Below are 24,244 nucleotides of genomic sequence, written 5' to 3'. Positions count from 1 at the left end.
GGGTGCGGTCAGGTTTTCACGCACCCCCATCGCTGTCCAATGCATGGCGGGCACCCTCGCTATGCATCGGATGCATGAAGGTGCGCCGCGGAGTCGCGCTGTCGGCCGACCTCAGTCCCCGGCGACCGCCCGGTCGAGCGACTCCTGCACGTGGCGGTGGCCGAACACCTCGTACGTGACGATCGAGACCCACGGCGTGAGCATCAGCACGAGCAGGCAGAGCACCGGCGGTACGCCCGCCCATGCCATCACGAGTGCGCCGACGATGACGATCGCGCTGATCGATCGGAGCAGCAGGTGCAACGGGTCGAACCCCTCGGGTCCGAGCAGCACCCGGTAGAGCACGAAGGCCATCGCGAGCACGACCGCGAGCGGCACGGCGACGGTTGCGAGCACGGCGACCGGCGCGAGTTCCACGTGATCCTCGATCGCGTAGGCGACGACGTGCAGGCCGGCGCCCACCGCGGCGATGCTCGCGTAGGTCACAAGATGCAGGTACGCCCAGGTGGTCGTTCGCCGGGGGAACGCGGCGAGCAGTTCCGCGGTGGGGAAGCTGAAGTAGGTCCACCACATGCCGAACGTCAGCGCAACGCCGGCGAACGCGAGCCCGAGCGCTTCGGTGCTCAGGCCCTGCTCGTCGATCACGGCGCCGACCGCGAACGTGGTGCCGAGCACGACCTCTCCGAACGCGATGATCGCGAGCAGGCCGTAGCGTTCGGCGAGATGGTGCGGATGCCACGGGAGCGCGCCGCGCAGCCGCTGCGCGACGATCGGGTGCCCGAGCTCGAACACGAACAGCACGCCGGCGAGCGCGAACCAGATCGGTGTCGGCGGGTCGACCAGCAGCAGGGCCACCCATCCCACCTGCGCGGCGGCGATGCCGATCGCGATCCGGGCGGCCGTGGAGCGGTGCTGTGCGTCCTGGGTCGCCGCGCGCGCCCAGAGCGCGATCAGTGGGACGCGCATGATCACGTACCCGAGCACCATGAGCCCGTTGTCGATGTCCCAGTGCGACATGGCCTCGAACATGGGCGGGATGCCCAGGGCGAGCACGACGACGCCCACCATCTGCACGAGCACGGCGACGCGCACGAACCAGTCGTCGGTGTCGTACGCAGTGGCGAACCGGGTGTGGGACATCCAGGCCCAGATGACGGCGAACATCGCGAACCCGAACGCGACCACGCCCTCCAGGACGTGATCTTCCGCGAGCGCGTGAGCGAACTCCTCGCTCGCGAGGCTGAACGCGACGACGATGGTCAGGTCGTAGAAGAGCTCGAGCGGCGTGGCCGCGCGGTGCGGTTCGGTGCCGCTCCGGCCGAGCATGCGGGCCAGCGCGTGACGTGGCGCGATGATGCGCGACCGTGGCGGAGACGAGTGGTCGTTCAATCGACTGCTCCTCGTACCCGAACGGCCGGTTCGACGATCGCCGTCACATCCTCGCGGATACGTTCCCGCAGGTCGATGCCGGTCAGCGAGGGCCGCAGGCCGGCCGGCGCCTGCACCCAGGAGGAGACGGCGCCGAGCGTGCGCACCATGAGCGCGACCGGTTCGTCGTCGCCGCGGAGGGCACCGGCAGCCTGGGCAGCCGCGACGGCTTCGAGCTTCTCGGCGTACAGCTCGAGTTCGCGTGCGGTCGCGGGTTGGCCCTCGAGCGTGCGCCGTGCCTGGAAGCGCACCACCTCGGGATGCGACATCGCGTAGTCGAAGAGGGCGAGTGCGTACGCGGGCAGGTCCTCCGGGGTGAACGGCACCTCGGCGTGCATCCGCTCGATGACGTCGTTCGCAACGGCCTCGAAGAGTCCCTCCTTGCTGTCGAAGTACGCGTAGATCATGCGCTGGTTCGACGACGCGGCATCCGCGATCGCGGCGACCCGGGCGCCGGCGAACCCGTCCTCGGCGAACGCCGTGAGCGCGGATGCGAGGATCCGCCGTCGTGTCTCGGCTGCGTCCCTGGCCATCGGCACCCCCGGATCGTTCCCGCCGGAACCACCGGCAGGCTAAGTAAGTAAGTAGTTGTTGACATCGTAGCGCAGCGGGGCTAGCGTATGTAAGCAATCAGTTACTTACTTCCGATTCGGAGGATGCACCATGGTCAGGACCGCACTCGTCACCGGCGCCTCGTCGGGCATGGGCCGGGAGATCGCACGTCGGCTCGCCGCCGACGGCTTCATCGTCTACGGGGCCGCCCGGCGCGTCGAGCGCATGAGCGACCTCGAGCGGGAGGGCGTGCGCCCCCTGCGCATGGACGTGAGCGTCGATGCCGATGTCGTCGCCGCCGTCGAGCGGATCATCGCCGAGACCGGCCGCATCGACGTCCTCGTCAACAACGCCGGCTTCGGGCTCTACGGTGCCGTCGAGGACACCTCGATGGAGGACGTGCGCTACCAGTTCGACGTCAACTTCTTCGGCGTCGCGCGTCTCACCCAGCTCGTGCTGCCGCACATGCGCGCGCAGACGTCCGGCCGCATCGTGAACATCTCCTCGATGGGCGGCGAGATCTACACGCCCTTGGGTGCGTACTACCACGCCACGAAGCACGCACTCGAGGCGTGGTCGGACGCGCTGCGCTACGAGGTCGCGCCGTTCGGCATCGACGTGGTCATCGTCCAGCCGGGACTCATCGACACCGAGTGGTCGGGCATCATGTCCGCGCCGCTGATGGAGCGCAGCGGGCATGGGGCGTACGCCGAGCTGGCACGCAGCGTCGTCGGCAGTTCGGAGCGCACCTACGGCGAGGGCGGGTCGGGCGGCTCCTCGCCGACAGTGATCTCCGACGCGGTCTCCAAGGCGGTCGCCGCCAAGCGGCCCCGCACCCGCTACGCGGTCGGGCGTCTCGCGAAGCCGCTCATCGCCGCCCGTCGGGTGCTCAGCGACCGCGCGTTCGACCGCCTGCTCGCCCGCGCCTCCGGCTGACGCCGGCGCGCTCGTCAGTCGTTGCGCGGGGGCGCCGTCGACCGCCGCATCACGAGCGAGGTGGCGAGCTCCCGGCGCTGCGGCACCGACGCGGCATCCTCCTCGCCGAGTGCGAGGACGAGGCGGGTCGCCTCGCGGGCCATGTCGGCCAGCGGCTGCCGAACCGTCGTGAGGCTCGGCGCGATCCACTCGCAGATGTCCACGTCGTCGAAGCCCACGACGGAGAGGTCCCGCGGGATCGCCAGGCCCACGCGCGCCGCCGCGAGGTAGACGCCGTGCGCCTGGTGGTCCGAACCGGCGAAGATCGCGGTCGGCCGGTCGGAGAGCTCGAGGAGCCGTTGTCCCTCGGCCTGTCCGCCGGAGACGCGGTAGTCGCCGTAGCGCACGAGATCGGGATCGAAGGGCACGCCGGCGCGGGCCAGGGCCGCCCGGTAGCCGTCGAGGCGATCGCGCGACGCGGCCATCCGCTCCGGGCCCGTGATGATGCCGATGCGACGGTGCCCGAGCTGCAGCAGGTGCTCGGTCGCCGCGAGTCCGCCCGACCAGTTCGTGGCGGCCACGATGGGCGCGTGGGAGTCGGCCCCGCCCTGCGAGTCGATCAGCACGATCGGGGTGTGCAGCCGTGCGAGCTCCTCCTCGGCGCCCGGGTGCAGCTCGGAGACGACCAGCACGATCCCGTCCGAGCGTCGAGCGGCCAGCTGCCGGATCCAGTGCTTGTTGCCCGCACGTCGGTCATGCGTCGAGGTGACGACGAGCCCGACCCCGGCACGGGCCGCCTCCGCCTCGGCACCGATCAGGAGTTGGTGCGCCCAGGTGGTCGACAGGTCGGTGATCACGAAGTCGACGAGTCCCACACGCCGAGGCCCTCCGCCGCGTCGCACGTAGCCGTGCTCCTGCAGCAGGGCGCCCACCAGGTCGCGGGTCTCGGCCGAGACGCCGGGTCGCCCGTTCAGCACCTTCGAGACCGTCGGCACCGAGACCTCCGCCAGCTCGGCGATCTCCGCGATGGTGACTCCCATCTCGCCTCCGTTCCAGTGCGACCGGTCTGAGAAACTTTCGCGCGGGTTGCTTGCGAACCTTCCCCGCGTATTGCTCGGTTTCTCCCCACAACATTAGCGTCGAAGTACAGAAAGTCTCCACGAAATTTCGTAGGTCACTTTCGCACCCACCACACAGCACCACTTCTCAAGGGAGAGAGACCATGCGTTCACGACGATTCGCCATCACCGGCCTCGCGGCTGCGGCGACGATCGGCCTTCTGGCCGGCTGCTCGGGCGGTTCGGAGCCGTCGGAGCCGGCGGCGGACGGCGAACTGCCCACCGGCCAGACCATCAGCGTCTGGACCTTCGGCGCCACCGGGCTCGAGGAGTCCATGGAGGCCTGGGCGGAGGAGACCGGCAATGAGATCGAGATCAAGACGAGCGAGTTCGACCCCCACCACGAGCAGCTCCTGACCGCCCTCGCCACCGGCGCGGTGCCCGACGTCGCGCTCGTCGAGACGGCGTACAGCTCGGTCTTCAAGCCGAGCGCCGAGTTCTTCACCGACCTGCGCGAGTACGGGGCCGACGACATCGAGGGCGACTTCCTCGACTGGCGCTGGGCGCAGGGCGTCGCCGACGACGGCACCGTCATCGGCTTGCCGACCGACGTCGGCGGCATGGCGCTCGCGTACCGCACCGACCTCTTCGAGGCGGCGGGGCTGCCGAGCGACACCGATGGCGTCGAGGCGCTCTGGTCGAGCTGGGAGGAGTTCGTCGAGGTCGGTGAGGAGTACACCGAGACGACGGGCGAGCCGTTCCTCGATGACGCGGGCGTGTTCTTCCAGACCGTCTACAACCAGGGCGATGAGAAGTTCTACAGCGCCGATGGCAGCGAGCTGATCTACGACAGCAATCCGCAGGTGCAGCTGGCCTGGGACCTCGCCACGAGCGCCGCCGGCATCTCGGCCAACCTCGCGGCGTTCAGCCCCGAGTGGAACACCGGCATGGCCAACGGCGACTACGCCGTGCAGCTCGCACCGGCGTGGATGCTCAACTACATCCAGGGCCAGGCACCCGACACCGCAGGGCTCTGGAACGTGGTCACCCTGCCGGAGGGCGGCGGCAACTGGGGCGGCTCGCAGATGACCGTCCCGGCGGAGGCGGCGAACCCCGCGCTCGCCTACGACATGCTGGCCACCATCCTGAGCCCCGAGAACCAGCTCGACGTGTTCAAGGAGTTCGGCAACTTCCCGTCGACCCCCGGGCTGTACGAGGACCCGGCGCTCACCGAGTTCACGAGTCCCTTCTTCTCGGATGCCCCGGTCGGCCTCATCTACACCGAGAGCGTCGAGGCGCTCGAGCCGGTCTACGAGGGCCCGAAGGAGCGTGCGATCCTGCGCGAGTTCGGCCTCGGCATCGACCGGGTCGAGTCGGGCGACGAGTCGCCCGACGAGGCCTGGCAGTCGACCCTCGACGCCGTGGCGCTCGAGGTCCAGTAGCACCATCGGGGCCGGCGCGGCGCAGGTCGCGCCGGCCCCGCACGCACCCAGGAGGCATCGTGGCCACCCCAGTCCTCGCGGCGACCGCGACCGCGCGCGCAACGCGCCGGCGCGGCGGACGCCGTTCGCTCACCCCGTACCTGTACATCGCGCCCTTCTTCCTCGTCTTCGGGGTCTTCGGCGCCTTCCCGCTCGCGTATACGGCGTTCATCTCGCTGTTCGACTGGAATCCGATCGGCGACCAGGTCTTCATCGGGTTCGACAACTACGTCGCGCTCGTCGCCGACCCGCGGTTCTGGAACGCGTCGTGGAACACCGTCGTCATCTGGGTGCTCTCGACCGTGCCGCAGCTCGCGGTCGCCCTCGTGCTGGCCGCCGTGCTGAACCAGGCGCTGCTGAAGTTCCGCACCGGGTTCCGCATGGCGGTGCTCGTGCCGAACATCACGTCGGTGCTCGCGGTCGGCATCATCTTCACGCAGCTGTTCGGGCGTGACTACGGCATGATCAACTCCGTCATCGAGGCGCTCGGCGGCGACCGCATCGACTGGGTGGCCGGCACGTTCTCGAGCCAGTTCGCCGTCTCGACCATGGTCATGTGGCGCTGGACCGGCTACAACGCGCTCATCTACCTCGCCGCGATGCAGTCCATCCCGCGCGCGCTGTACGAGAGCGCCGAGATCGACGGTGCCGGCGCGATCCGCCGGTTCTTCACGATCACGATCCCGCAGGTGCGGCCCACGATCATCTTCACGGTCATCGTCTCGACGATCGGCGGCCTCCAGATCTTCGCCGAACCGCTCGTGTTCGGCGGGCAGGCCGGTGTCACCGGCGGGCAGTCGCGGCAGTTCCAGACACTCGCCCTCTTCCTCTACGAGCAGGGCTTCCGCAACCTCGAGTTCGGCTACGCGTCGGCGATCGCCTGGGCGCTGTTCCTCATCATCGTCGTGCTCACGATCATCAACCTCGCGCTCTCGAGCCGGATCGCATCGGAGAAGTAGGCCATGTCACGCACCATCGAAGCCCCGTCCGCCGGTCTCGGCGACGCGGAGCCCACCGTGCCACCGCGCGCGCCCGCCCCGGCGACGCCCGTCGGCAGTCACCGCCGCCGCAACGGCCGCGTCGGCTGGTTCACGTACCTCGTGCTGGGCATCACGACGTTCTTCTCGCTGTTCCCGCTGTACTGGATGTTCGTCGTCGCATCGAACGACTCCTCCGCGGTCAACCGCGTCCCACCCGCCATCGTGCCCGGCACGCAGTTCCTCGAGAACGCGGCCCAGGTCTTCGAGGCCGTGCCGTTCTGGCAGAACCTCGCGAACAGCTTCATCGTCTCGATCCTCATCGCGATCGGGCAGGTGCTGCTCTCGGCGCTGGCCGGGTTCGCATTCGCGAAGCTCGACTTCCCGGGCCGGAACTTCCTGCTCGTGCTCGTGGTCGGCACGATGACCGTGCCGTTGCAGCTCGCGGTGGTGCCGCAGTTCATGATCATCGACCAGCTCGGCTGGGTGAACGACCTGCGCGCGCTCATCGTGCCGGGCCTCGTCACCGCGTTCGGCGTCTTCTGGATGCGCCAGGCGATCGACAACTCCCTTCCCGACGAGCTCATCGATGCGGCGCGGATCGACGGCGCACGCAACCTCCGGGTGTTCTGGAGCATCGCGCTGCCGAGCATCCGCCCCGCGGCATCCGTGCTCGGGCTCTTCGCCTTCATGACCGCATGGAACGACTTCTTCTGGCCGCTCATCGTGCTGAACTCGCCGAGCGCGTTCACCGTGCAGGTCGCGCTGCGCCAGCTGCAGTCGCAGGCCTACGTCACCGACTACGGCGTGCAGATGGCGGGCATCGTGCTCGCGACGGTGCCGTTGCTGCTGATCTTCGTGCTGCTCGGCCGCCAGATCGTCGGCGGCATCATGGAAGGGGCCCTCAAGTCATGACCCAGGTGACGGATGCCCCTGAGCCCGGCGCCGCGATCGCGGACGACCCGGTGCCTGCCCGGCGCACCCCCGAGACGCTGCTCGCGCAGATGACCCTCGACGAGAAGCTCGCGCAGCTCGTCGGGTTCTGGGTGGAGGACGGCGGGGCCGTGGTGGCCCCGATGCAGGACGAGATGGGCGACCACGACGGCCAGCTCGAGCGATTCGCCGCGAACGGACTCGGCCACCTGACCCGGGCGTTCGGCACCTCGCCGGTCGACCCGGCCGAGCGCGCCGAGTGGCTGCGACGGTTCCAGCGGCACCTCGTGACCGAGACCCGTCTCGGCATCCCGGCGATCGCCCACGAGGAGTGCCTCACCGGGCTCGCGGCGTGGCAGGCGGCGACCTTCCCGGCACCGCTCGCGTGGGGCGCCGCGTTCGACCCCGCGCTCGTGGAGGAGATGGGCCGCGCGATCGGCGCGTCCATGCGCGCGCTGGGGGTGCACCAGGGGCTCGCGCCGGTGCTCGACGTGATCCGCGATCCGCGCTGGGGACGCGTCGAGGAGTGCATCGCGGAGGATCCGTTCCTCGTCGGCGCGACGGGCGCCGCCTACGTGCGGGGTTTGCAGGCCGACGGCGTCGCGGCGACCCTCAAGCACTTCGTCGGCTACTCAGCGTCTCGGGCGGGCCGCAACCTCGCGCCGGTCTCCGCGGGTCCGCGGGAGGTCGCCGACGTGCTGCTCCCGCCGTTCGAGATGGCCGTGCTCGACGGCGGCGCGCGCTCGGTCATGCACTCCTACGCCGAGATCGACGGTGTGCCGGTTGCGGCCGACGCCCGCCTGCTGACCGGCGTGCTGCGCGACGAGTGGGGCTTCGACGGCACCGTCGTCGCGGACTACTTCGGCGTGGCGTTCCTCCACTCGCTGCACCAGGTCGCCGAGGACCCGGGCATCGCCGCCGCGCGCGCCCTCGAGGCGGGCGTCGACGTCGAGCTGCCGACGGGCGACGCCTACCTCGCCCCGCTCGCCGAGCGTGTGCGGTCGGGCGCCGTGCCGGAGGCATCCGTCGACCGCGCCGTGCTGCGCGTGCTGCGCGAGAAGCAGCGACTCGGACTGCTCGACGCCACGTTCGACGAGCCGGCGCCGCCTGCGATCGAGCTCGATCCGCCCGCCCATCGCGCCATCGCGGCCCGGCTCGCCGAGGAGTCGCTCGTGCTGCTCGGCAACGACGGCACGCTGCCGCTCGCGCCGGGCCGTCGCATCGCGGTCGTCGGTCCGAACGCGCACCGCGCCGAGGCGCTCTTCGGCTGCTATTCGTTCGCGAACCACGTGCTCGGGCACCACCCCGAGGTGCCCCTGCACATCGCGGCGCCGACCGTGCTCGAGGCGATGACGGATGCCGCGGCCGGCAGCGCGCTCGACGGCGCGACGATCGCGTACGCACCGGGCTGCGCGGTCGACGACGACGATCGCTCGGGCTTCGCCGACGCGACGGCGCTCGCCGCGGAAGCGGACGTCGCCGTCGTCGTGGTCGGCGACCAGGCCGGGCTGTTCGGCCGCGGCACGGTCGGCGAGGGGTGCGACCGGGACGACCTCGGGCTGCCCGGCGTCCAGCGGGAGCTGGTCGACGCCGTGCTCGCGACCGGCACTCCCGTGGTGCTCGTGCTCCTCACGGGTCGGCCATACGTGATCGACTGGGCGCTCGAGCGCTGCGCCGCGGTCGTGCAGGCGTTCTTCCCCGGCGAGGAGGGTGGCACCGCGATCGCGCGGGTGCTCTCGGGTGCGGTCAACCCGTCCGGGAGGCTGCCCGTGACGATGCCGCGCTCGGCCGGTGCGCAGCCGTTCTCGTACCTGCACCCGACGCTCGGCGCGCCGAACAAGGTCACCAACGTCGACAGCACGCCCGTGCTGCCGTTCGGGTTCGGGCTGTCGTACACGACGTTCTCCCGCGAGCTGCGGCTCGCCGACGACGCGGTGCCGACCGCCGGTGCGATCCGCGCCGCGGTGCGCGTGACGAACACGGGCGAGCGGGCGGGTGCCGACGTGGTCCAGCTGTACGCACGGGACGAATTCGCGTCGGTCACCCGCCCCCTGGCGCAGCTCGTCGCGTTCGCGCGGGTCGAGCTGGCGCCGGGGGAGTCGGCCGTCGTCGACTTCGCGGTGCCGACGACCCGGATCGCCTTCTCCGACGCCGATCTCGTGCGGGTGGTCGAGCCCGGCGACGTCACGATCTGGACGGGCGGGTCGTGCCTCGACCGGGAGAGCACGGCGAGGCTGCGGCTCACCGGCGACGTGCATCGGGTCACGGCCGACGACCCCCGCCTGCCGAGCGCGTCGGTGCGCGATGCCTGAGACCGGCTCGGGGAGGCGGATGACCCGGGCCTGATCGGCGGCGGCCGGCCGGTCGTCCGCCCACGACGGCGGACACGTCCGCCATGAAGGAGGAGCAATGAGGCTCAAGACCCTGGCCGCCGCAGCCGTGGCGGCCGCCCTCGCGGCCGGCGCGGTCGCGACACCCGCGGCGGCGGCCCCGGCCGCCCCCGGACGAGACCCGCTCGCGGGCGCCGTCAACCTGCCGCCCGGCGGCACGGTCGACTTCATCCTCGGCCAGGACGGCGGCACCCTCGCCGACTTCCGTGCCGCGGTGCTCGACGCCGACCCCGGCCACCCCGAGCCGTCGGGCGTCTCGCTGTTCGCGAGCGTCAACGGCATCACGCCGCTCAACGGCCTCTGGAGCCCGGTCGACTACCGCGTGGGGCGCACCGACTTCGAGGAGGTCCTCTCCGAGTACGGTGGAGCGCTCACGATCGGCCTCGAGCTCATCGACTACTCGCAGGACCTCGGCACCGACGGCCGGAACCTCGGCCTGCGCGCGATCGCCGGTGACCCCGACGTCGACGCGGCGACCGTCGAGCGGTACCGCGGCTGGGTCGACGAACTGATCCGGTACGCGGATGCCACGAAGCGCGAGGTGTTCCTCAAGATCGGGTACGAGTTCGACGGGCACTGGAACAACTACGACCCCGAGGCCTACACGGCGGCCTTCCGTTGGATCGCCGAGCGGATCGACGAGTTGGGCGCCGACCGGGTGGCCACCGTCTGGCAGACCGCCACCTGGGCCGCGGCGATCCCGGAGAAGACGGTGGTGGGTGCCGACGCCTACGCGGCGGGCGTCGCCGTGCGCGACGGCGCATCCGACGCATTCTGGGACGCCTGGTACCCGGGCGACGACGTCGTCGACTGGATGGGCGTCTCGCGCTTCGCGGCCGAGACGGCGGAGGATCCCGGCCGTCCATGGTCGTGCGATCGCGGCCCGGATGGTGCGCCCGACACGACCGTCATCGCGCCGCGTGCGGTGCAGGACGCGTTCCTCGACTACGCACGCGACCACGCGAAGCCTGTCATGATCGCCGAGTCGGCGCCGCAGGGCTACGACCTCGGCGAGGGCACCGTCTCCTGCATCTTCGCGTCGGGCTCGCCAGCGCCGTACGAGCAGGTGACACCGGTGTCGAGCGACGAGATCTGGGACGAGTGGTTCCAGCCGCTGTTCGACTTCGTGCGCGAGAACCGCGACGTCGTCCGCTCGGTGACGTACATCAACACCGACTGGGATTCGCAGGGCAACTGGGCGTGCACCGGGGCGGGCGCGTGCAACGCCGGGTACTGGGGCGACAGCCGCTTGCAGGCCGACGCCGAGATCCTCGATCGGGTGCGCGCGGAGCTGTCCGACGCTCGCGTCTGGAACCGCGGACCTGCGGGTGGGTCGGCGTTCACCGCGCCCGACTTCTCCGAGGGCGCGGGCGTCTACGAGGCCGAGTACGCCGAGGCGTCGACCTGGCTCGACTGCTGCGGGTTGGGCGGTCTGCCGCAGGTCGCGTCGACCGCGTCGAACGGCCGCGAGGTCATGGTCATGAACTTCGGCGACGGCGGTGCCGGCACGTACGGCGTGACGTTCGAGGACGTGCGTCGAGGTGACGGCGTCACGGTGCGGCTGAACTCGCTCCGCGACGGCTTCGAGAACTCGGATGCCACGTTCAGCCTGCTCGTCGACGGCGAGCGGGTCGGCGCCCCGGTGCTCGTTCCGAAGCTCGCCTCCGGCTCGTACGCGGAGGTGGAGTTCGACGTGGCGGTACCGAACGGGGCCGACGTCACCGTGCAGCTCGATCCGAACACCGGCGGCAACCTCATCTGGCTCGACCGCATCGTGGTCGGCTGATCCGGTCTGCGGCCGTGCGCGAGGCGATCTCGCGCACGGCCGCAGGCATGTCGCTCACCCGAGCTTGCGGATGACCGCCGCGAGCTCGTCGGCGAGCGACGACGGATCCGCGACGGGCTCCCCCCGCTCGGCGGCGCGCGCCCAGCGGAGGCCGACGTAGCGCATGAGCCCCGCGAGCAGGTGGGTCACGAGCTCCGCCTGCTCGGGCACCGCCTCGAGCTCGTCCTCGCCGGCACCCTCGCGGATCGCGTCCTGGCGGAGGCGCAGCTCGAGGATCTGGCGGAGCTCGTCCTCGACCTGGGTCAGGCGTTCCATCTGCCGCGCGATGAGCATCGGGTGCTGCGAGATCGCGGTGAGGCGCCGGATGATGAGCGCGGGGTCCGCCGGCAGTCGGTCGGGGCCGAAGCGCACGAGCCGGGTCGCCTCGGCGAGCAGCGGCCCGTCGGAGACGATGAATTCGCGCGCCGCGCGCTCGTCGATCATCGGCGCGTCGCTGCCCAGCAGGGCCGCATCCTTCGTCTTGAAGTGGTTGAAGAACGTGCGCTGGCTGATGCCGGCGGCATCGCAGATCATGTCGACCGTGACCCGGTCGTAGCCGTGCTCGGTGACGAGGTCGATCGCGGCGCGCTCGATGGCGGCCGTCGTCTCCTCGCTCGCGCGTCGGCGCGGTCCGGGCACGGTCGACATGATCCCCTCCTCGTCTACTCGTACCGTAGCGACTCGATCGGGTCCTGGCGGGCGGCCCGGCGGGCCGGGAGCACGCCGGAGAGGAACGCGACCAGCATGATCACGACGATGACCGCGATCACGTTCGCCGGCTGGAACAGCAGGATCATGAGGCCCGGGAGGTCGGCCAGCAGGCTGCCCGAGAGGGTCGACGAGATCGCCGTGCCGAGTCCGATCGCCGCGACGGCGCCGATCGCCGAGCCGAGGAAGCCGATCACCACCGCCTCGAGGCTGAACAGCGAGAACACCGTGCCGTTCGACATGCCCATGGCCTTCATGAGGCCGATCTCGCGGGTGCGCTCCTGCACGCTCATCAAGAGGGTGTTCACGATGCCGAAGGATGCCGCGACCAGCGCGATCACGCTGAATGCGCTGAGCACCCCGATGATGCCGTTGATCACGGTCTGCACGACGCCGAGCTGGTCCTCGACCGTCTGGCCCGCGAGGTCGGCGTCGGCGAGCTGCGCCTTGACGTCGTCGACGTCGGCCGCGGTGACCGCCCCCTCGTCGCCGGTGCCCGCGAACGTCGCGACCGCGATCACGAACGCATCCGGCTGGCCGGGAATCGCCTGCGCATCGGCGATGGTGTCGGTGAGCGCCTGGTTGGCGCCCGCGCCGGCGGCGAAGAGGCTCGCGTTGGCGACGCCGACGATCTCGGCCTCCACGACCTGCGCCTGGCGCGAGGCATCCGTGAACCCGAGCTCGACGGTCTCGCCGATCGCGGCCTCCGCGTCGGCGTAGCCCAGCGCCTCGACGTACTCCTCGGGGAGCACCACCTGAGCGTCGGCGGACGCCTGGTCGAGCTGCTCGCCCGCGGCGAGGTCGCTGCGGCCGATCGACGACGTCGGGTTCACGTCGAGCTCGTACCGCTCGTCGTCGGATCCGCCCGCGGGTGCGACCCAGTCGACGCTCACCTGGCGGACGGGTTCGACCCGTTCGACGCCGTCCATCACGGCGATCGCGTCGATGTCGTCGCCGTTCAGCATCGTGCCCGCACCGAGCGGGTTCGCCTGCGCCGACTGCTGGCGACCGTCGGGGTCGTAGGCGTTCGGCCCCTCGGTCGTGTCGGTTGACGCGGCGGGGGTGACGAGCACGACGTCGCCGGTGCTGATCGTCGCGACCTGCTTCTCGACGTAGTCGTTCACGCCCGCACCGAGGGCGGTCGTGAGGGTCAGCGTGAATGCGCCGACGAAGAGGCTCAGCACGGTCAGGGTGGTCCGCAGCTTGCTGCGGAACGCGTTGCGCGTGGCGCTGGTGATGACATCCGCTGCTCTCATCGCTCGCCCCCCTCGACGATCAGGCCGTCGGCGATGATGATGCGCCGATCGCAGCGGGCGGCGAGGTCGTCGTCGTGGGTGACGACGACGAGGGTGATGCCGCGCTCGCGCTGCAGCCCGAAGAGGATGTCCTCGACCTGGGCGCCGGTCGCCGTGTCGAGGTTGCCCGTGGGCTCGTCGGCGAAGATCACGTCGGGGTCGTTGACCAGGGCGCGTGCGATGACGACGCGCTGCTTCTGCCCGCCCGACAGGTCGCTGGCCCTGTTCTTCGCCTTGTCGGCGAGCCCGAGCGACTCGAGCACGGCCATGCCGCGGCGGGTGCGCTCGCGCGGCGGCACCCCGGCTACGAGCAGCGGCAGGGTGACGTTCTCGAGCACGGTCTGCTGGGCGGTGAGGAAGAACTGCTGGAACATGAACCCGAAGCGCTCGTTGCGCAGGGCGTTCACCCGCTTGGTGGTCGCCGTCGCGGCATCCTCCCCGTCGACCTCGACGATGCCCGAGGTCGGGCGGTCGAGCAGGGCGAGCAGGTGCATGAGGGTCGACTTGCCCGAGCCGGACTTGCCGACGATCGCGAGCGATTCGCCGCGGCGGACCTCGAGGCTCACGCCCTTCAGTGCGTCGAACCGGGCCTGGCCGGTGCCGTAGGTCTTCGTCAGCGCGTCGGCGCTGAGCACCGGCGGGGCGCCGGGGACGGGTGTGGGGGTCACGGGTTTCCCTTCATCATGTGCAGGTTGAAGTGCAGGGACTGCAACAGTGACTGTTGAAGCTGGGAAGAGCCTCGGAGTTCGGCCCTCAGGCGATCGGCGGGCCCGTCCGCTCGACGATCGCCCGCAGTGCCGCCGCCGCGTCGGCACCGCGCCCGTCGGCGATCGCCCGGGCCGCCGTCGCGTGCAGCGCGAGGTCGTGCGGATCGGGCCGGTCGACGTGCCGCGCGCGGTCCTCGAGCGCTTCGTCGATCACGGCGCCGAGGCGCTGCAGCATGCGGTTGCCCGACAGGCGCAGCAGCTCACGGTGGAACGCCTGGTCGGCGTCGAGGAAGGCCGGTCCGTCGGCGCGGGGGAGCCGGTCGGCCAGGTCGAGCAGAGCGGATGCCTCTGGGCCGTCCGCCTGCAGCGCTGCCGCCTCGGCCGCCGCCGGCTCCACCGCGAGCCGCAGCGCGACCAGCTCCGCGAGCTGCGTGGCGCGTGCGGCCCCGTCGCCGGCGAGTCGCCAGTGGATCACGCGCGGGTGCAGCACGTTCCACGCCTCCTCGGGCAGCACGCGGAGCCCGACGCGCTGCCGCGCCTCGACGAGATCGAGCGACACCAGCACCCGTACGGCCTCGCGCACGATGCTGCGCGAGACGCTGTGACGGGCGACGAGTGCGTCGACCGTGAGCACGCTGCCCGCGGGCATCCGCCCGTCGACGATGCGGCGGCCCGTGTCGTCGAGCACCCGCTCGAACGCGCTCATCGCGCGCCGGCCGCCGCCGCGTTCGGGCTGATCACGAGCTCGTCGATGCGCACGTGGGCGGGGGAGTCGAGCACGAACATCACCGAGCGCGCGATGTCGTCGGGCGTGAGCATGCGGGTGCGCGCGTCGGCATCCGGCACGACGGGGCGCTGCTCGAGGAAGTCGGTGGCGACGTCGCCCGGGCAGAGGTTGCAGGCCTGCACGCCGTGCTCGGCCTCCTCGTCGTTGAGGCTCTTGCAGAGCGAGCCGACGGCGGTCTTGCTCGCGCTGTAGGCGATGCCGGCGAGCGGCGCGTGGATCCATCCCGAGTACGAGGAGATGCAGACCACGCGCCCGCGGGTGAGGCGGAGCGATGGCAGGGCGGCATCGATGACGGATGCCACGCCGGTGAGGTTCGTCGCCACCACCGACTCGAACTCCGCCATCGACTGGTCTGCCCAGGTGCGCCGGGGGATGTTCCGCCCCGCCGAGAGCACGAGGGCGTCGATGCGACCGAACCGCTCGAGCACCGCGTCGTGTGCGGCGCGGACTCCGGAGGCATCCGTCACGTCGAGCGGCAGCGCGATCGCCGAACCGCCCGCCGCCTCGATCGCCGCGGCCGTCGCCTGCAGCGCCTCGGTGCGGCGACCGCTGACCGCGATCGTCCACCCGGCGGCCGCCGCGCGTTCCGCCGTGGCGCGGCCCATGCCGCTGCCGCCGCCCGTCACCCAGAGCACCTTCGCTGCATCCATTGCTCAATAGTATGATTATTCGGGCCACGTCGCTCGCGCCGCCGCGGGCAGTCCGAGGAGGAACCGCATGCACCTGGACCTGACCGATCGCATCGTCGTGGTCACCGGCGGCGGCCGCGGCATCGGCCGCGTGATCGCCGAGGCCTTCGTCGCCGAGGGAGCCCGGGTGGTCGTCGTCGACCTCGCCGAGGTGCCCGGCGAGCCCCCGTTCGACTCGCTCGCCGCCGACATCACCGACACCGCGCAGGTGCAGGCGGTCGTCGCCGAGGTCGTCCGCCGACACGGCCGCATCGACGTGCTCGTGAACAACGCGGGCATCAACGTCGAGGGCCGCGTCGACGAGCTCGACGACGACGGCTGGCAGCGCTGCCTCGACGTGAACGCGGGCGGCACCTTCCGCATGTGCCGCGAGGTCGCGCCGATCATGCGGGCGCAGGGCGGTGGCCGCATCCTCAACGCCGCCTCCTTCGCCGCGATCATCCCGAGCGTCGGGAGTGCCGCGTACGCCGCGTCGAAGGCCGCGGTCGTGGCGTTCACGCGGGTGCTCGCGAGCGAGCTCGGGCCGTGGAACGTCACCGTGAACGCCTACGCGCCGGGCATGATCCCGACCGCGATGAACGGCTTCGCCGACCTCGAGGGCGAGGCGCGCGAGCGCGCGCTCGACCAGCTCTCCATCCGCCGCTGGGGCGAGCCTGAGGACATCGCGCGCCTCCTCGTCTTCCTCGCGAGCGACGAGGCGGGCTACATCACGGGCACACTGGTCGACACGAGCGGCGGCAAGTTCGCCACGCAGTCGCCCGGGCGCGCGTACGATGCGGCAGCGGGGGCCTCGCGCGACCCGCACGCACCGCACGCACCACGGAAGGGCTGACCCGGATGGACCTCGGACTCGCAGGGCGCGTGGCGCTCGTCTCGGGCGGCAGCGGCTACGTGGGGCGGGCCGTCGCGGCCGCACTCCGCGACGAGGGCGCCGTCGTCGTGCTCGCGGGCCGCGACGAGGATCGCCTCGAGCGCGCGGTCGCCGACCTGGACGCCGGCACGGACCGCATCACGGCCGTCACCATGGACACCCGCGACGAGGCATCCGTCGACGCCGCCGTCGGCTACGTCGTGCGCGAGCACGGCCGCCTCGACGTGCTCGTGAACACCGCCGCCCCGCCGGCCGGCACCCTCGACCCGGCGCGCGACCACGACGCCGCGCAGGTGCTCGACGCCATCGACGGCAAGGCCATGGGGTACCTGCGCACGACGGATGCCGCGCTGCCGCACATGCGCGCCGCCGGCCACGGCCGCATCGTGCAGGTGAGCGGCCAGAACGCGCAGTTCACGGCGTCGGTCACCTCGAGCGCGCGCAACGCGGTCGTGTCGGTCGCGTCGAAGACGATCGCCGACGAGCTCGCGGGCACGGGCGTCACGGTCAACGTTGTCGACCCGGGCCTCATCACCGACACGCCCTCGACCGCGGTGCAGCCCGCGCGCGCCGGCGAGTCGACCCCCCAGCAGGTCGCCGCCGCCGTGGTGTTCCTCGCCTCCGAGCAGGCCGCGGCCATCTCGGGCGTCTCGCTCGCGGTCGGTCACCGGGCCTACGGCGTGCAGTAGCGGGTCGAACGCCCCGGACACCGTTCCGACCCGCGCGCTACCCTCGGAGCATGGAACCCCGGGGGGAGTTCGAGGCCGCGGCGGATGCCGCCGGACCGGCCGAGTCGCTGCGGTCGGCGCCGCGCTGGTTCGTCGTCGCCGCACCGTACGTCCGCCTCGCGGCCTGGTTCCAGCTCGCGTGGATCGCCTCGGGCCTGGCGGCCGCGTGGGCCGGTGCGCCCGTGCACCTCGGGCTCATCGCCCTGCTCCTGCCCGTGCTCTGGGTGCCCGCGGCCCTCGCCGCGTTCGCCGACTTCCCGCTCCCGACCGCGGTGCAGGTGCACTACGGGGTCTTCCTCACCGCCGCGCCGGTGCTCGGCAGCGCCCTCCTCCTCTACGGGGTGTTCCCCGGGTGGGACAAGCTCACGCACCTCGACTCGGGCGTGCTGCTGGTCTGGCTCGGCCTGTTCGCGGTCGCCCGGGCCGAGACGCAGATGGACGCCGCCGCCCCGCGCTGGGTGGTGTTCTCCGCGGCCGTCGTCACCCCGCTCGCATTCGCCGCGACCTGGGAGATCGGCGAGTTCCTGACCGACACCCTGCTCGGCACGCAGTCGCAGCTCGGGCTCGCCGACACCGTCGCGGACATGGTCGCCGCCGGCATCGGCGCGCTGTTCGGCCTGCTGCTCGTGACGCTCACCCGGTGGCCGCGCAGCATCCTGCCGCGGAGTCTCGCGGCCGAGGCGCGCCGCGCCGACGCCCGCCGGCGCGCCCGCGCCCGCCTCCGCGGCTGACCGCCGGCAGCCGCCAGCCGTGCCGGCACGTCGAAGTCGCGCCGGCACGCCGTAGACGACGTGCCGATGCGATTTCAACGGGCCGAACGGGCACAACGGGCCGAACGGGCCGAACGGGCCGAACGGGCACAACGGGTCGGAGTCGGGGGCGCCGGCCTCAGCCCACCGACCCCGCCGGGTCGCCGAGCACGGCCGCGAACGCGATCTCGGCCGCGCCGATCGCGAGGATGTCGGCGCCCAGCGCGGGCCGGTCGAGGCGAACGGCGTCGACGGATGCCTCGAGCCCGGCGCGCCGCATCGACGCGTGCAGCACGGGGCCCGCGCCGTCGAGCAGCACGCCGAGGAACCCGCCCAGCAGCACCAGGCTCGGGTCGAACAGGTTGACCGCGTTGCCGAGCGCGGTGCCGAGCACGTCGGCCTGCGCCTCGAGCTCCCCTGCGAGCCCGGCCGAGGGCCCCGCGGCGACGGCGGCCTCGAGCCGCGCGAGCGGGGTGTGCCGCGACCCGTCGGGCCCGGCGGCATCCGCTCCCAGGTGCACGAGCAGCGCGTCCCGGCGCACGAGCGCCTCGAGCGTGCCCGCGAGTCCGGCCGAGTCGCGCGCCGGCGCATCCCCGACGCGCATGTGCCCGAGCTCGCCCGCGTAGCCGCCGGCCCCGCCGAGGGGGCGCCCGCCCGCGATCACGCCGGCGCCGATGCCGCTCGCGCCGCCGTTCACGTAGACCAGGTCGTCGACCCCGCGCCCGGCGCCGAACACGCGCTCGGCGAGCGCGCCCAGCCGGGCGTCGTTGGCGGCCGACGAGGCCAGCCCCGTCGTCGACTCGAGCATCGCGGCGAGCGGCGCATCGCGCCAGCCGAGGTGCGGCGCGTGCCGCACGAGGCCGTCGTCCTGCCGCACGAGTCCCGGCACCGCCGCCCCGATCGCGGTGACCCGCGTGTCAGCGAACGCCCGGCCCCAGTCGTCGAGCTGCAGCCGCACCACGGCGACGACGTCGTCGGGCGTGGGCAGGGCGATCGGATGCCGCGCGCGACCGAGCACCGCACCGCCGAGGCCGACCAGGGCGAGCTCGACCGCGTCGATCTCCGGGTTCACGGCGACCACGGCGACGTCCTCGCGCGGCACGACCGTGGGGGAGGGGCGGCCGACGCGGGCGGTCGCGGCGGGCTCCCGCTCGTCGACCAGGCCGAGCTCGACGAGCTCGGTCACGAGCGCGCCGATGGTTGAGCGGTTCAGCCCGGTCTCGCGCGTGAGCTCGGCGCGCGAGACGGCGCCGCGGTGGTGCACGATCCGCAGCACGGTCGCGAGGTTGTGCCGTCGCACCGACTCGAGGGTGTTCCCGCGCACTGCCATCCCGCCATTCTGGCCGCCGCCGGTGCAGCGCCCTTGCGCAGCGAGCCTATCCCGGTTATGTTGTGCACGCCAACAAACTCACCGATGACGCTGGAAGGCGGCACCACCATGGCCCTCGCGCCCACCCGCGACGACAAGTTCTCCTTCGGCCTCTGGACGATCGGCTACAACGGCACCGATCCGTTCGGCGGCCCCACGCGGCATCCGCTCGATGTCGTGCACGCCGTCGAGCAGCTCGCCGAGCTCGGGGCCTACGGCCTCACCTTCCACGACGACGACCTGTTCGCGTTCGGCTCGACCGACGCCGAGCGCCAGACCCAGATCGACCGCCTGAAGGGCGCACTCGCCGACACCGGCCTCATCGTGCCGATGGTCACCACGAACCTCTTCAGCCAGCCCGTGTTCAAGGACGGCGGGTTCACCTCGAACGACCGCCAGGTGCGCCGGTTCGCGCTGCGCAAGGTGCTCCGCAACCTCGACCTCGCCGCGGAGCTCGGCGCGAAGACCTTCGTGATGTGGGGCGGCCGTGAGGGTGCCGAGTACGACTCGGCGAAGGACATCCGCCAGGCGCTCGAGCGCTACCGCGAGGCCGTGAACCTGCTGGGCGACTACGTGACCGACAAGGGCTACGACATCCGCTTCGCGATCGAGCCGAAGCCGAACGAGCCCCGCGGCGACATCCTGCTGCCGACCCTCGGCCACGCGCTGGCGTTCATCGACTCGCTCGAGCGCCCCGAGCTCGTCGGCCTCAACCCCGAGGTCGGCCACGAGCAGATGGCCGGGCTCAACTTCGCCGCCGGCATCGCCCAGGCGCTGTACCACGGCAAGCTGTACCACATCGACCTCAACGGCCAGCGCGGCATCAAGTACGACCAGGACCTCGTCTTCGGCCACGGCGACCTGCACAACGCCTTCGCGCTCGTCGACCTGCTCGAGTTCGGCGGGCCCGGCGCCAGCGGAACCAGCAGCAGCCCCGCCTACGACGGCCCGCGCCACTTCGACTACAAGCCGAGCCGCACCGAGGACGAGTCCGGCGTCTGGGACTCGGCCGCCGCGAACATGCGCACCTACCTGCTGCTGAAGGAGCGCGCGGCGGCATTCCGAGCCGACCCCGAGGTGCAGGAGGCGCTCGCCGCGGCCCGCGTGCCCGAGCTCGCGCAGCCCACCCTCGGCGACGGCGAGTCCTACGACGACCTGCTCGCCGACCGCTCCGCCTACGAGGACTTCGACCCGTCGGTCTACCTCGGTGGCAGGGGCTTCGGCTTCGTGCGCCTGCAGCAGCTCGCGACCGAGCACCTGCTCGGCGCCCGCTGACCGGGCCGGGGCGCGCGATGACGCTGGTCGCGGGGGTCGACTCGTCGACCCAGAGCTGCAAGGTGGTGGTGACGGATGCCGCGACAGGTCGGGTCGTCCGCACGGGCCGGGCTGCGCATCCCGACGGCACCGAGGTCGACCCCGCCGCGTGGTGGGACGCGCTGCGGGCGGCGATCGCCGATGCGGGCGGGCTCGACGACGTCGAGGCGATCTCGATCGGCGGCCAGCAGCACGGCATGGTCGTGCTCGACGACGACGGCCGCGTCATCCGCCCCGCCCTGCTCTGGAACGACACCCGCAGCGCGGGGGCGGCCGCCGACCTGATCGCCGAGGTCGGTGCGGCGGAGTACGCCCGCCGCACCGGGCTCGTGCCCGTCGCGTCGTTCACCGCGACCAAGCTGCGCTGGCTGCGCGACGCCGAGCCCGCGAACGCGGCCCGGGTCGCGGCCGTCGCCCTGCCGCACGACTGGCTGACCTGGCGCCTGCGCGGCTACGGGCCGGCCGACGAGTCCGAGCTCGGTCCAGATCTCCAGGCCCTCACGACCGACCGCTCCGATGCCTCGGGCACCGGGTACTGGTCGCCCGCGACCGGCGAGTACGACCGCGACCTGCTCGTGCGCGCGCTCGGGCACGACGCGACGCTGCCCCGGGTGCTGGGGCCGGCGGATGCCGCGGGCACCACGCCGACCGGCGTGCTCGTCGGCCCGGGTTGCGGCGACAACGCGGGCGCCGCCCTCGGTCTCGGCGCGCGCGCCGGCGACGCGGTCGTCTCGCTCGGCACCAGCGGCACGGTGTTCGCCGTCACGTCGCATCCGGTCGCCGACGACTCGGGCACCATCGCCGGGTTCGCCGACGCGGGCGGCGCGTTCCTGCCGCTCATCGCGACGCTGAACGCGGCGCGCGTGCTCGACTCGACCGCCGCCCTGCTGGGCGTCGACCACGACGAGCTCGGCCGGCTCGCGCTCGCCGCGCCGGCCGGCGCCGACGGCGTGGTGCTGGTGCCCTGGTTCGAGGGCGAGCGCACGCCCGACCTGCCGACCGCCCGCGCCAGCGTGCACGGCCTCTCGATCGCCTCCACCTCGCGCGAGCACCTCGCGCGCGCGGCCGTCGAGGGCATGCTCTGCGGCCTCGCCGAGGGCCTCGACGCGATCCTCGCCGCGGGCGTCGAGGCGCGACGGGTGCTCCTCGTCGGCGGTGCCGCCGCGAACCCAGCCGTGCGCGAGGTCGCCGCCACGGTCTTCGGCGTGCCGATCGACGTGCCCGAGCCGGGGGAGTACGTGGCCCTCGGCGCCGCCGTGCAGGCCGCGTGGGCGCTCACAGGCGAGCGACCCGACTGGACCACCCCGGTCGCGGCATCCGCCGCCGCGGCCGGGGTCACCTCGGTGCGCGAGCGCTACCGCGAGGTCGCGGCCGGCGCGGCGAGGCTCGTCCGCCCCTGACCCGGCGCGCATTTCGCGCGCGTAACGTTCTCCGCCCGGTCGGACCATCCCCTCCCGGGCGTCGCCGCCGACCCCTACGATGAGCGCATGATGCAGCCGACTTCGCGAGACGACCTCCTCGCCCAGTCCGAACTCCGCCTGTGGGAGCTGCTGCACCACGTCGACACCATGAGCTCGTACCAGCGGCGCCACCCGCTGCCGGGCGAGGGCCGCGACCGCACGGTCACCGACGTGCTCGCGCACCTGCGCGCCTGGCACGCGCTGTTCGTCGGGTGGATGGAGACGGATGCCGCGGGGCGCGTGCCGGCCTTCCCGGCCGACGGCTACACCTGGGCCGAGCTCGACGAGCTGAACGTCGAGCTGCGCGAGCGGTTCCGCCTCGACGACCTCGACGCCGCGATCGAGGCGCTGCACGCCAGCCACGCGGCCGCCGAGGCGATGCTCGCGAACCTCGACGACGAGGTGCTCACCGACCCCGACCGGTACCCGTGGCTGCAGGGGCATCCGCTCATCGGCACCGCCCACGAGTGCCTCGGCGGGCACTACGCCTGGGCCCGCGAGGAGCTCCGCTCGCGCTACGACGGCTCGTCGGGCACGCTGGCCGGCGACACCGACGCCGGGCCCTTCGTGGGCCAGGAGGGCGTGCCCGACGACGACGCGATCGCGGACGCGTCGGCCGACGGCCCCACCGAGACCGTCGAGCCCGTCCCCGAGGCCTGAGCCCCGCGCGAGCGCGCGCCTACACTGCCCCCGAACGGGGGTCAATCCCCTTACGACGGGAGCATGCCCGCGCCTAGCGTCGCAGGCATGAACATATTGCTCATCATCGTCGGCATCATCGCCATCGTCCTCCTGCTCACGGGAGGCCTGGTCGAGTCGCTGCAGTTCCTGCTCTGGGTCGGCATCGTGCTCGCGGTGATCGCCCTGATCGTCTGGCTCGTCAGGTCCCTGGGGGGACGCAACACCGTCTGACGACGACCACGGCGCGCCCGTACGCGGGCGGTGCGAGGGGTGGCCACTGGGGAAGGCCGCCCCTCGTCATGTCTGGGGGAGCAGGGCGTGCTACTCGCCGAACGGCTCGTCCTCGGACGGCTCGGGCACGAGCTGCAGCCCGTTGGTGCTGTTCGCGGTGACCATGAGCTGCTCGAGCCACACGCGGTTCAGGATCGGCCGGCGCGAGCCGTCGAACACGAACTGCAGGGGGATCGACTCGTGGATCCAGATCGTCGAGCGGCCGCCGCCGTTCTCGGTGCCGTGATCCCACGACATGGTGAAGCTCTCGGAGCGACGGAGCTTGTTGGTGATGGCCACCTTGAGGTGCGCCAGGGTGCGGTCGTCGATCGTGATCTCACGAGTCGTCGCACCGTAGATGAGCTTGCCCATGGAGGAACTCTAATGTCCCCCCCGGGGTATTCGAGAACACGGATCTTCGACAGGTGTCGGGGGGCTTCGCCGCGGGGCACGCCGGCCGGCGGCGGCGGTCGTGCGGACCGCCACATCGGGGCGTTGCGGACAGCACGGTTGCCGCCGTGGGCCGAGGCGAGGAGACTCGCTCACATGGGCGCAACGGTGCGCCCGGAACGGAGCTGGAGATGTTCACCAGGACGATGCGCAACGTGGGGGCCGGAATCGGGCTCGGCGCGGCGATGGTGCTCGGGTCGGGGGCGGCGGCGTTCGCCTTCGACTGCATCAACGACAGCAGGTCCGAGCAGGGCAACGCCAAGGCGGGCGCCAACTCGCAGGTCTGGTTCACCGCGAGCGTCGAGGACTTCCTGACGTTCGAGCTCGGGCTCCCGTCGGGCGTGGTGGAGTGCACGCTCGACGAGTGGCTCGGCCAGGGCTACCCGGCCACGGTCACGATCATGGCCGGCGGTGCGCGTGGGCAGGGCGGCGTGATCGCCGGCAACAACCCGAACCAGAAGGTCGTCACCGACGGTCGCGGCATCGAGCACCTCGAGGCGTCGTACATCCCGGTCATCATGCCGATCATCGAGGGCTGCTCCATCTGAGTACCGCCTGCGGGCGCTCGACGCGCCGGGCGTCTGCGCACGCACGGCGCGTCGATCGG

24 protein-coding genes are annotated in these 24,244 nt (G+C 72.1%); 14 read left to right on the top strand and 10 right to left on the bottom strand.

Features of this window, described 5'->3' with window-relative positions; translation table 11 throughout:
• Positions 1 to 111: 111 nt before the first annotated feature.
• The gene (locus QMG39_RS05905; RefSeq protein WP_281883026.1) at positions 112 to 1,389 is read right to left on the bottom strand and encodes a low temperature requirement protein A; all 1,278 of its coding nucleotides are present in this window, start codon (positions 1,387 to 1,389) and stop codon (positions 112 to 114) included.
• The gene (locus QMG39_RS05900; protein ID WP_281883024.1) at positions 1,386 to 1,961 is read right to left on the bottom strand and encodes a TetR/AcrR family transcriptional regulator; all 576 of its coding nucleotides are present in this window, start codon (positions 1,959 to 1,961) and stop codon (positions 1,386 to 1,388) included. Before QMG39_RS05900 ends, QMG39_RS05905 begins: the two co-directional genes overlap by 4 nt.
• Positions 1,962 to 2,091: 130 nt before the next feature.
• Between QMG39_RS05900 and QMG39_RS05895 the strand changes: the two genes are divergently transcribed.
• A complete protein-coding gene (locus QMG39_RS05895; protein WP_281883022.1) occupies positions 2,092 to 2,916 on the top strand; it encodes an oxidoreductase in 825 nt (274 codons plus the stop codon).
• Positions 2,917 to 2,930: 14 nt separating this feature from the next.
• Here the strand turns inward: QMG39_RS05895 and QMG39_RS05890 are convergent, their stop codons facing one another.
• Positions 2,931 to 3,935: a LacI family DNA-binding transcriptional regulator gene (locus tag QMG39_RS05890; RefSeq protein WP_281883020.1), complete on the bottom strand. Its 1,005-nt coding sequence runs from the start codon at positions 3,933 to 3,935 to the stop codon at positions 2,931 to 2,933.
• 182 nt (positions 3,936 to 4,117) lie between these two features.
• Here QMG39_RS05890 and QMG39_RS05885 point away from each other — a divergent pair, with 182 nt between their 5' ends.
• The 5 genes from QMG39_RS05885 (at position 4,118) to QMG39_RS05865 (ending at position 11,520) form a co-directional block, all read left to right on the top strand.
• Positions 4,118 to 5,395: an ABC transporter substrate-binding protein gene (locus QMG39_RS05885; protein WP_281883018.1), complete on the top strand. Its 1,278-nt coding sequence runs from the start codon at positions 4,118 to 4,120 to the stop codon at positions 5,393 to 5,395.
• 59 nt (positions 5,396 to 5,454) lie between these two features.
• On the top strand, positions 5,455 to 6,393 hold the full coding sequence (locus QMG39_RS05880; RefSeq protein WP_281883016.1) for a carbohydrate ABC transporter permease: 939 nt from the start codon (positions 5,455 to 5,457) through the stop codon (positions 6,391 to 6,393).
• Between the two features lie 3 nt (positions 6,394 to 6,396).
• Positions 6,397 to 7,326 carry a carbohydrate ABC transporter permease gene (locus QMG39_RS05875; protein ID WP_281883014.1) on the top strand — a complete coding sequence of 310 codons (930 nt, stop codon included), beginning with the start codon at positions 6,397 to 6,399 and terminating at the stop codon, positions 7,324 to 7,326.
• Complete coding sequence (locus QMG39_RS05870) at positions 7,323 to 9,656, top strand: beta-xylosidase/alpha-l-arabinosidase (protein ID WP_373878307.1); 2,334 nt, start codon at positions 7,323 to 7,325, stop codon at positions 9,654 to 9,656. Before QMG39_RS05875 ends, QMG39_RS05870 begins: the two co-directional genes overlap by 4 nt.
• A gap of 97 nt (positions 9,657 to 9,753) precedes the next feature.
• Positions 9,754 to 11,520 (top strand): glycoside hydrolase family 26 protein, encoded by a 1,767-nt coding sequence (locus QMG39_RS05865; protein ID WP_281883013.1) that lies wholly within the window; start codon positions 9,754 to 9,756, stop codon positions 11,518 to 11,520.
• A gap of 54 nt (positions 11,521 to 11,574) precedes the next feature.
• On the opposite strand, the gene QMG39_RS05860 is transcribed toward QMG39_RS05865, so the two are convergent.
• The 5 genes from QMG39_RS05860 to QMG39_RS05840 form a co-directional block, all read right to left on the bottom strand.
• Entirely contained in the window at positions 11,575 to 12,207 is a 633-nt protein-coding gene (locus QMG39_RS05860) for a TetR/AcrR family transcriptional regulator (RefSeq protein WP_281883011.1), read from the bottom strand.
• Positions 12,208 to 12,221: 14 nt separating this feature from the next.
• Positions 12,222 to 13,523 carry an ABC transporter permease gene (locus tag QMG39_RS05855; protein WP_281883009.1) on the bottom strand — a complete coding sequence of 434 codons (1,302 nt, stop codon included), beginning with the start codon at positions 13,521 to 13,523 and terminating at the stop codon, positions 12,222 to 12,224.
• Entirely contained in the window at positions 13,520 to 14,230 is a 711-nt protein-coding gene (locus tag QMG39_RS05850; protein WP_281883007.1) for an ABC transporter ATP-binding protein, read from the bottom strand. Before QMG39_RS05850 ends, QMG39_RS05855 begins: the two co-directional genes overlap by 4 nt.
• 85 nt (positions 14,231 to 14,315) lie before the next feature.
• The gene (locus QMG39_RS05845; protein WP_281883004.1) at positions 14,316 to 14,975 is read right to left on the bottom strand and encodes a FadR/GntR family transcriptional regulator; all 660 of its coding nucleotides are present in this window, start codon (positions 14,973 to 14,975) and stop codon (positions 14,316 to 14,318) included.
• A complete protein-coding gene (locus tag QMG39_RS05840) occupies positions 14,972 to 15,706 on the bottom strand; it encodes an SDR family oxidoreductase (RefSeq protein WP_281883002.1) in 735 nt (244 codons plus the stop codon). Before QMG39_RS05840 ends, QMG39_RS05845 begins: the two co-directional genes overlap by 4 nt.
• A 67-nt stretch (positions 15,707 to 15,773) precedes the next feature.
• Between QMG39_RS05840 and QMG39_RS05835 the strand changes: the two genes are divergently transcribed.
• From QMG39_RS05835 to QMG39_RS05825, 3 genes are read left to right on the top strand one after another with little or no spacing between them, the layout of a single operon-like run.
• Positions 15,774 to 16,577 (top strand): SDR family NAD(P)-dependent oxidoreductase, encoded by an 804-nt coding sequence (locus tag QMG39_RS05835; RefSeq protein ID WP_281883001.1) that lies wholly within the window; start codon positions 15,774 to 15,776, stop codon positions 16,575 to 16,577.
• A gap of 5 nt (positions 16,578 to 16,582) precedes the next feature.
• Positions 16,583 to 17,305 (top strand): SDR family NAD(P)-dependent oxidoreductase, encoded by a 723-nt coding sequence (locus QMG39_RS05830; protein WP_281882999.1) that lies wholly within the window; start codon positions 16,583 to 16,585, stop codon positions 17,303 to 17,305.
• A gap of 50 nt (positions 17,306 to 17,355) precedes the next feature.
• Positions 17,356 to 18,075: a DUF2238 domain-containing protein gene (locus QMG39_RS05825; RefSeq protein WP_281882996.1), complete on the top strand. Its 720-nt coding sequence runs from the start codon at positions 17,356 to 17,358 to the stop codon at positions 18,073 to 18,075.
• A gap of 157 nt (positions 18,076 to 18,232) precedes the next feature.
• Here the strand turns inward: QMG39_RS05825 and QMG39_RS05820 are convergent, their stop codons facing one another.
• The gene (locus QMG39_RS05820) at positions 18,233 to 19,423 is read right to left on the bottom strand and encodes an ROK family transcriptional regulator (RefSeq protein ID WP_281882993.1); all 1,191 of its coding nucleotides are present in this window, start codon (positions 19,421 to 19,423) and stop codon (positions 18,233 to 18,235) included.
• Positions 19,424 to 19,531: 108 nt separating this feature from the next.
• Between QMG39_RS05820 and xylA the strand changes: the two genes are divergently transcribed.
• The 4 genes from xylA to QMG39_RS05800 all read left to right on the top strand — a co-directional run bounded on the left by xylA (position 19,532) and on the right by QMG39_RS05800 (position 23,148).
• Positions 19,532 to 20,737, top strand: coding sequence for a xylose isomerase (gene xylA / locus QMG39_RS05815; RefSeq protein WP_281887179.1), 1,206 nt, complete (start codon positions 19,532 to 19,534; stop codon positions 20,735 to 20,737).
• Between the two features lie 17 nt (positions 20,738 to 20,754).
• Entirely contained in the window at positions 20,755 to 22,176 is a 1,422-nt protein-coding gene (xylB, locus tag QMG39_RS05810) for a xylulokinase (protein ID WP_281882991.1), read from the top strand.
• An 87-nt stretch (positions 22,177 to 22,263) separates the two neighbouring features.
• Complete coding sequence (locus QMG39_RS05805; RefSeq protein WP_281882989.1) at positions 22,264 to 22,896, top strand: ClbS/DfsB family four-helix bundle protein; 633 nt, start codon at positions 22,264 to 22,266, stop codon at positions 22,894 to 22,896.
• An 87-nt stretch (positions 22,897 to 22,983) separates the two neighbouring features.
• Positions 22,984 to 23,148, top strand: a complete 165-nt coding sequence (locus QMG39_RS05800) for a hypothetical protein (RefSeq protein ID WP_281882987.1) — start codon at positions 22,984 to 22,986, stop codon at positions 23,146 to 23,148.
• A 90-nt stretch (positions 23,149 to 23,238) separates the two neighbouring features.
• On the opposite strand, the gene QMG39_RS05795 is transcribed toward QMG39_RS05800, so the two are convergent.
• Entirely contained in the window at positions 23,239 to 23,559 is a 321-nt protein-coding gene (locus QMG39_RS05795; protein ID WP_281882984.1) for a DUF7882 family protein, read from the bottom strand.
• A gap of 209 nt (positions 23,560 to 23,768) precedes the next feature.
• Here QMG39_RS05795 and QMG39_RS05790 point away from each other — a divergent pair, with 209 nt between their 5' ends.
• Entirely contained in the window at positions 23,769 to 24,185 is a 417-nt protein-coding gene (locus QMG39_RS05790; RefSeq protein WP_281882982.1) for a hypothetical protein, read from the top strand.
• Positions 24,186 to 24,244 lie beyond the last annotated feature (59 nt).

Source organism: Agromyces rhizosphaerae (assembly GCF_027925245.1).
In the GTDB taxonomy this organism is placed as follows: domain Bacteria; phylum Actinomycetota; class Actinomycetes; order Actinomycetales; family Microbacteriaceae; genus Agromyces; species Agromyces rhizosphaerae.
Note: the sequence above shows the minus strand (reverse complement) of the source record. Positions and strands in the feature narration are given on the sequence as shown.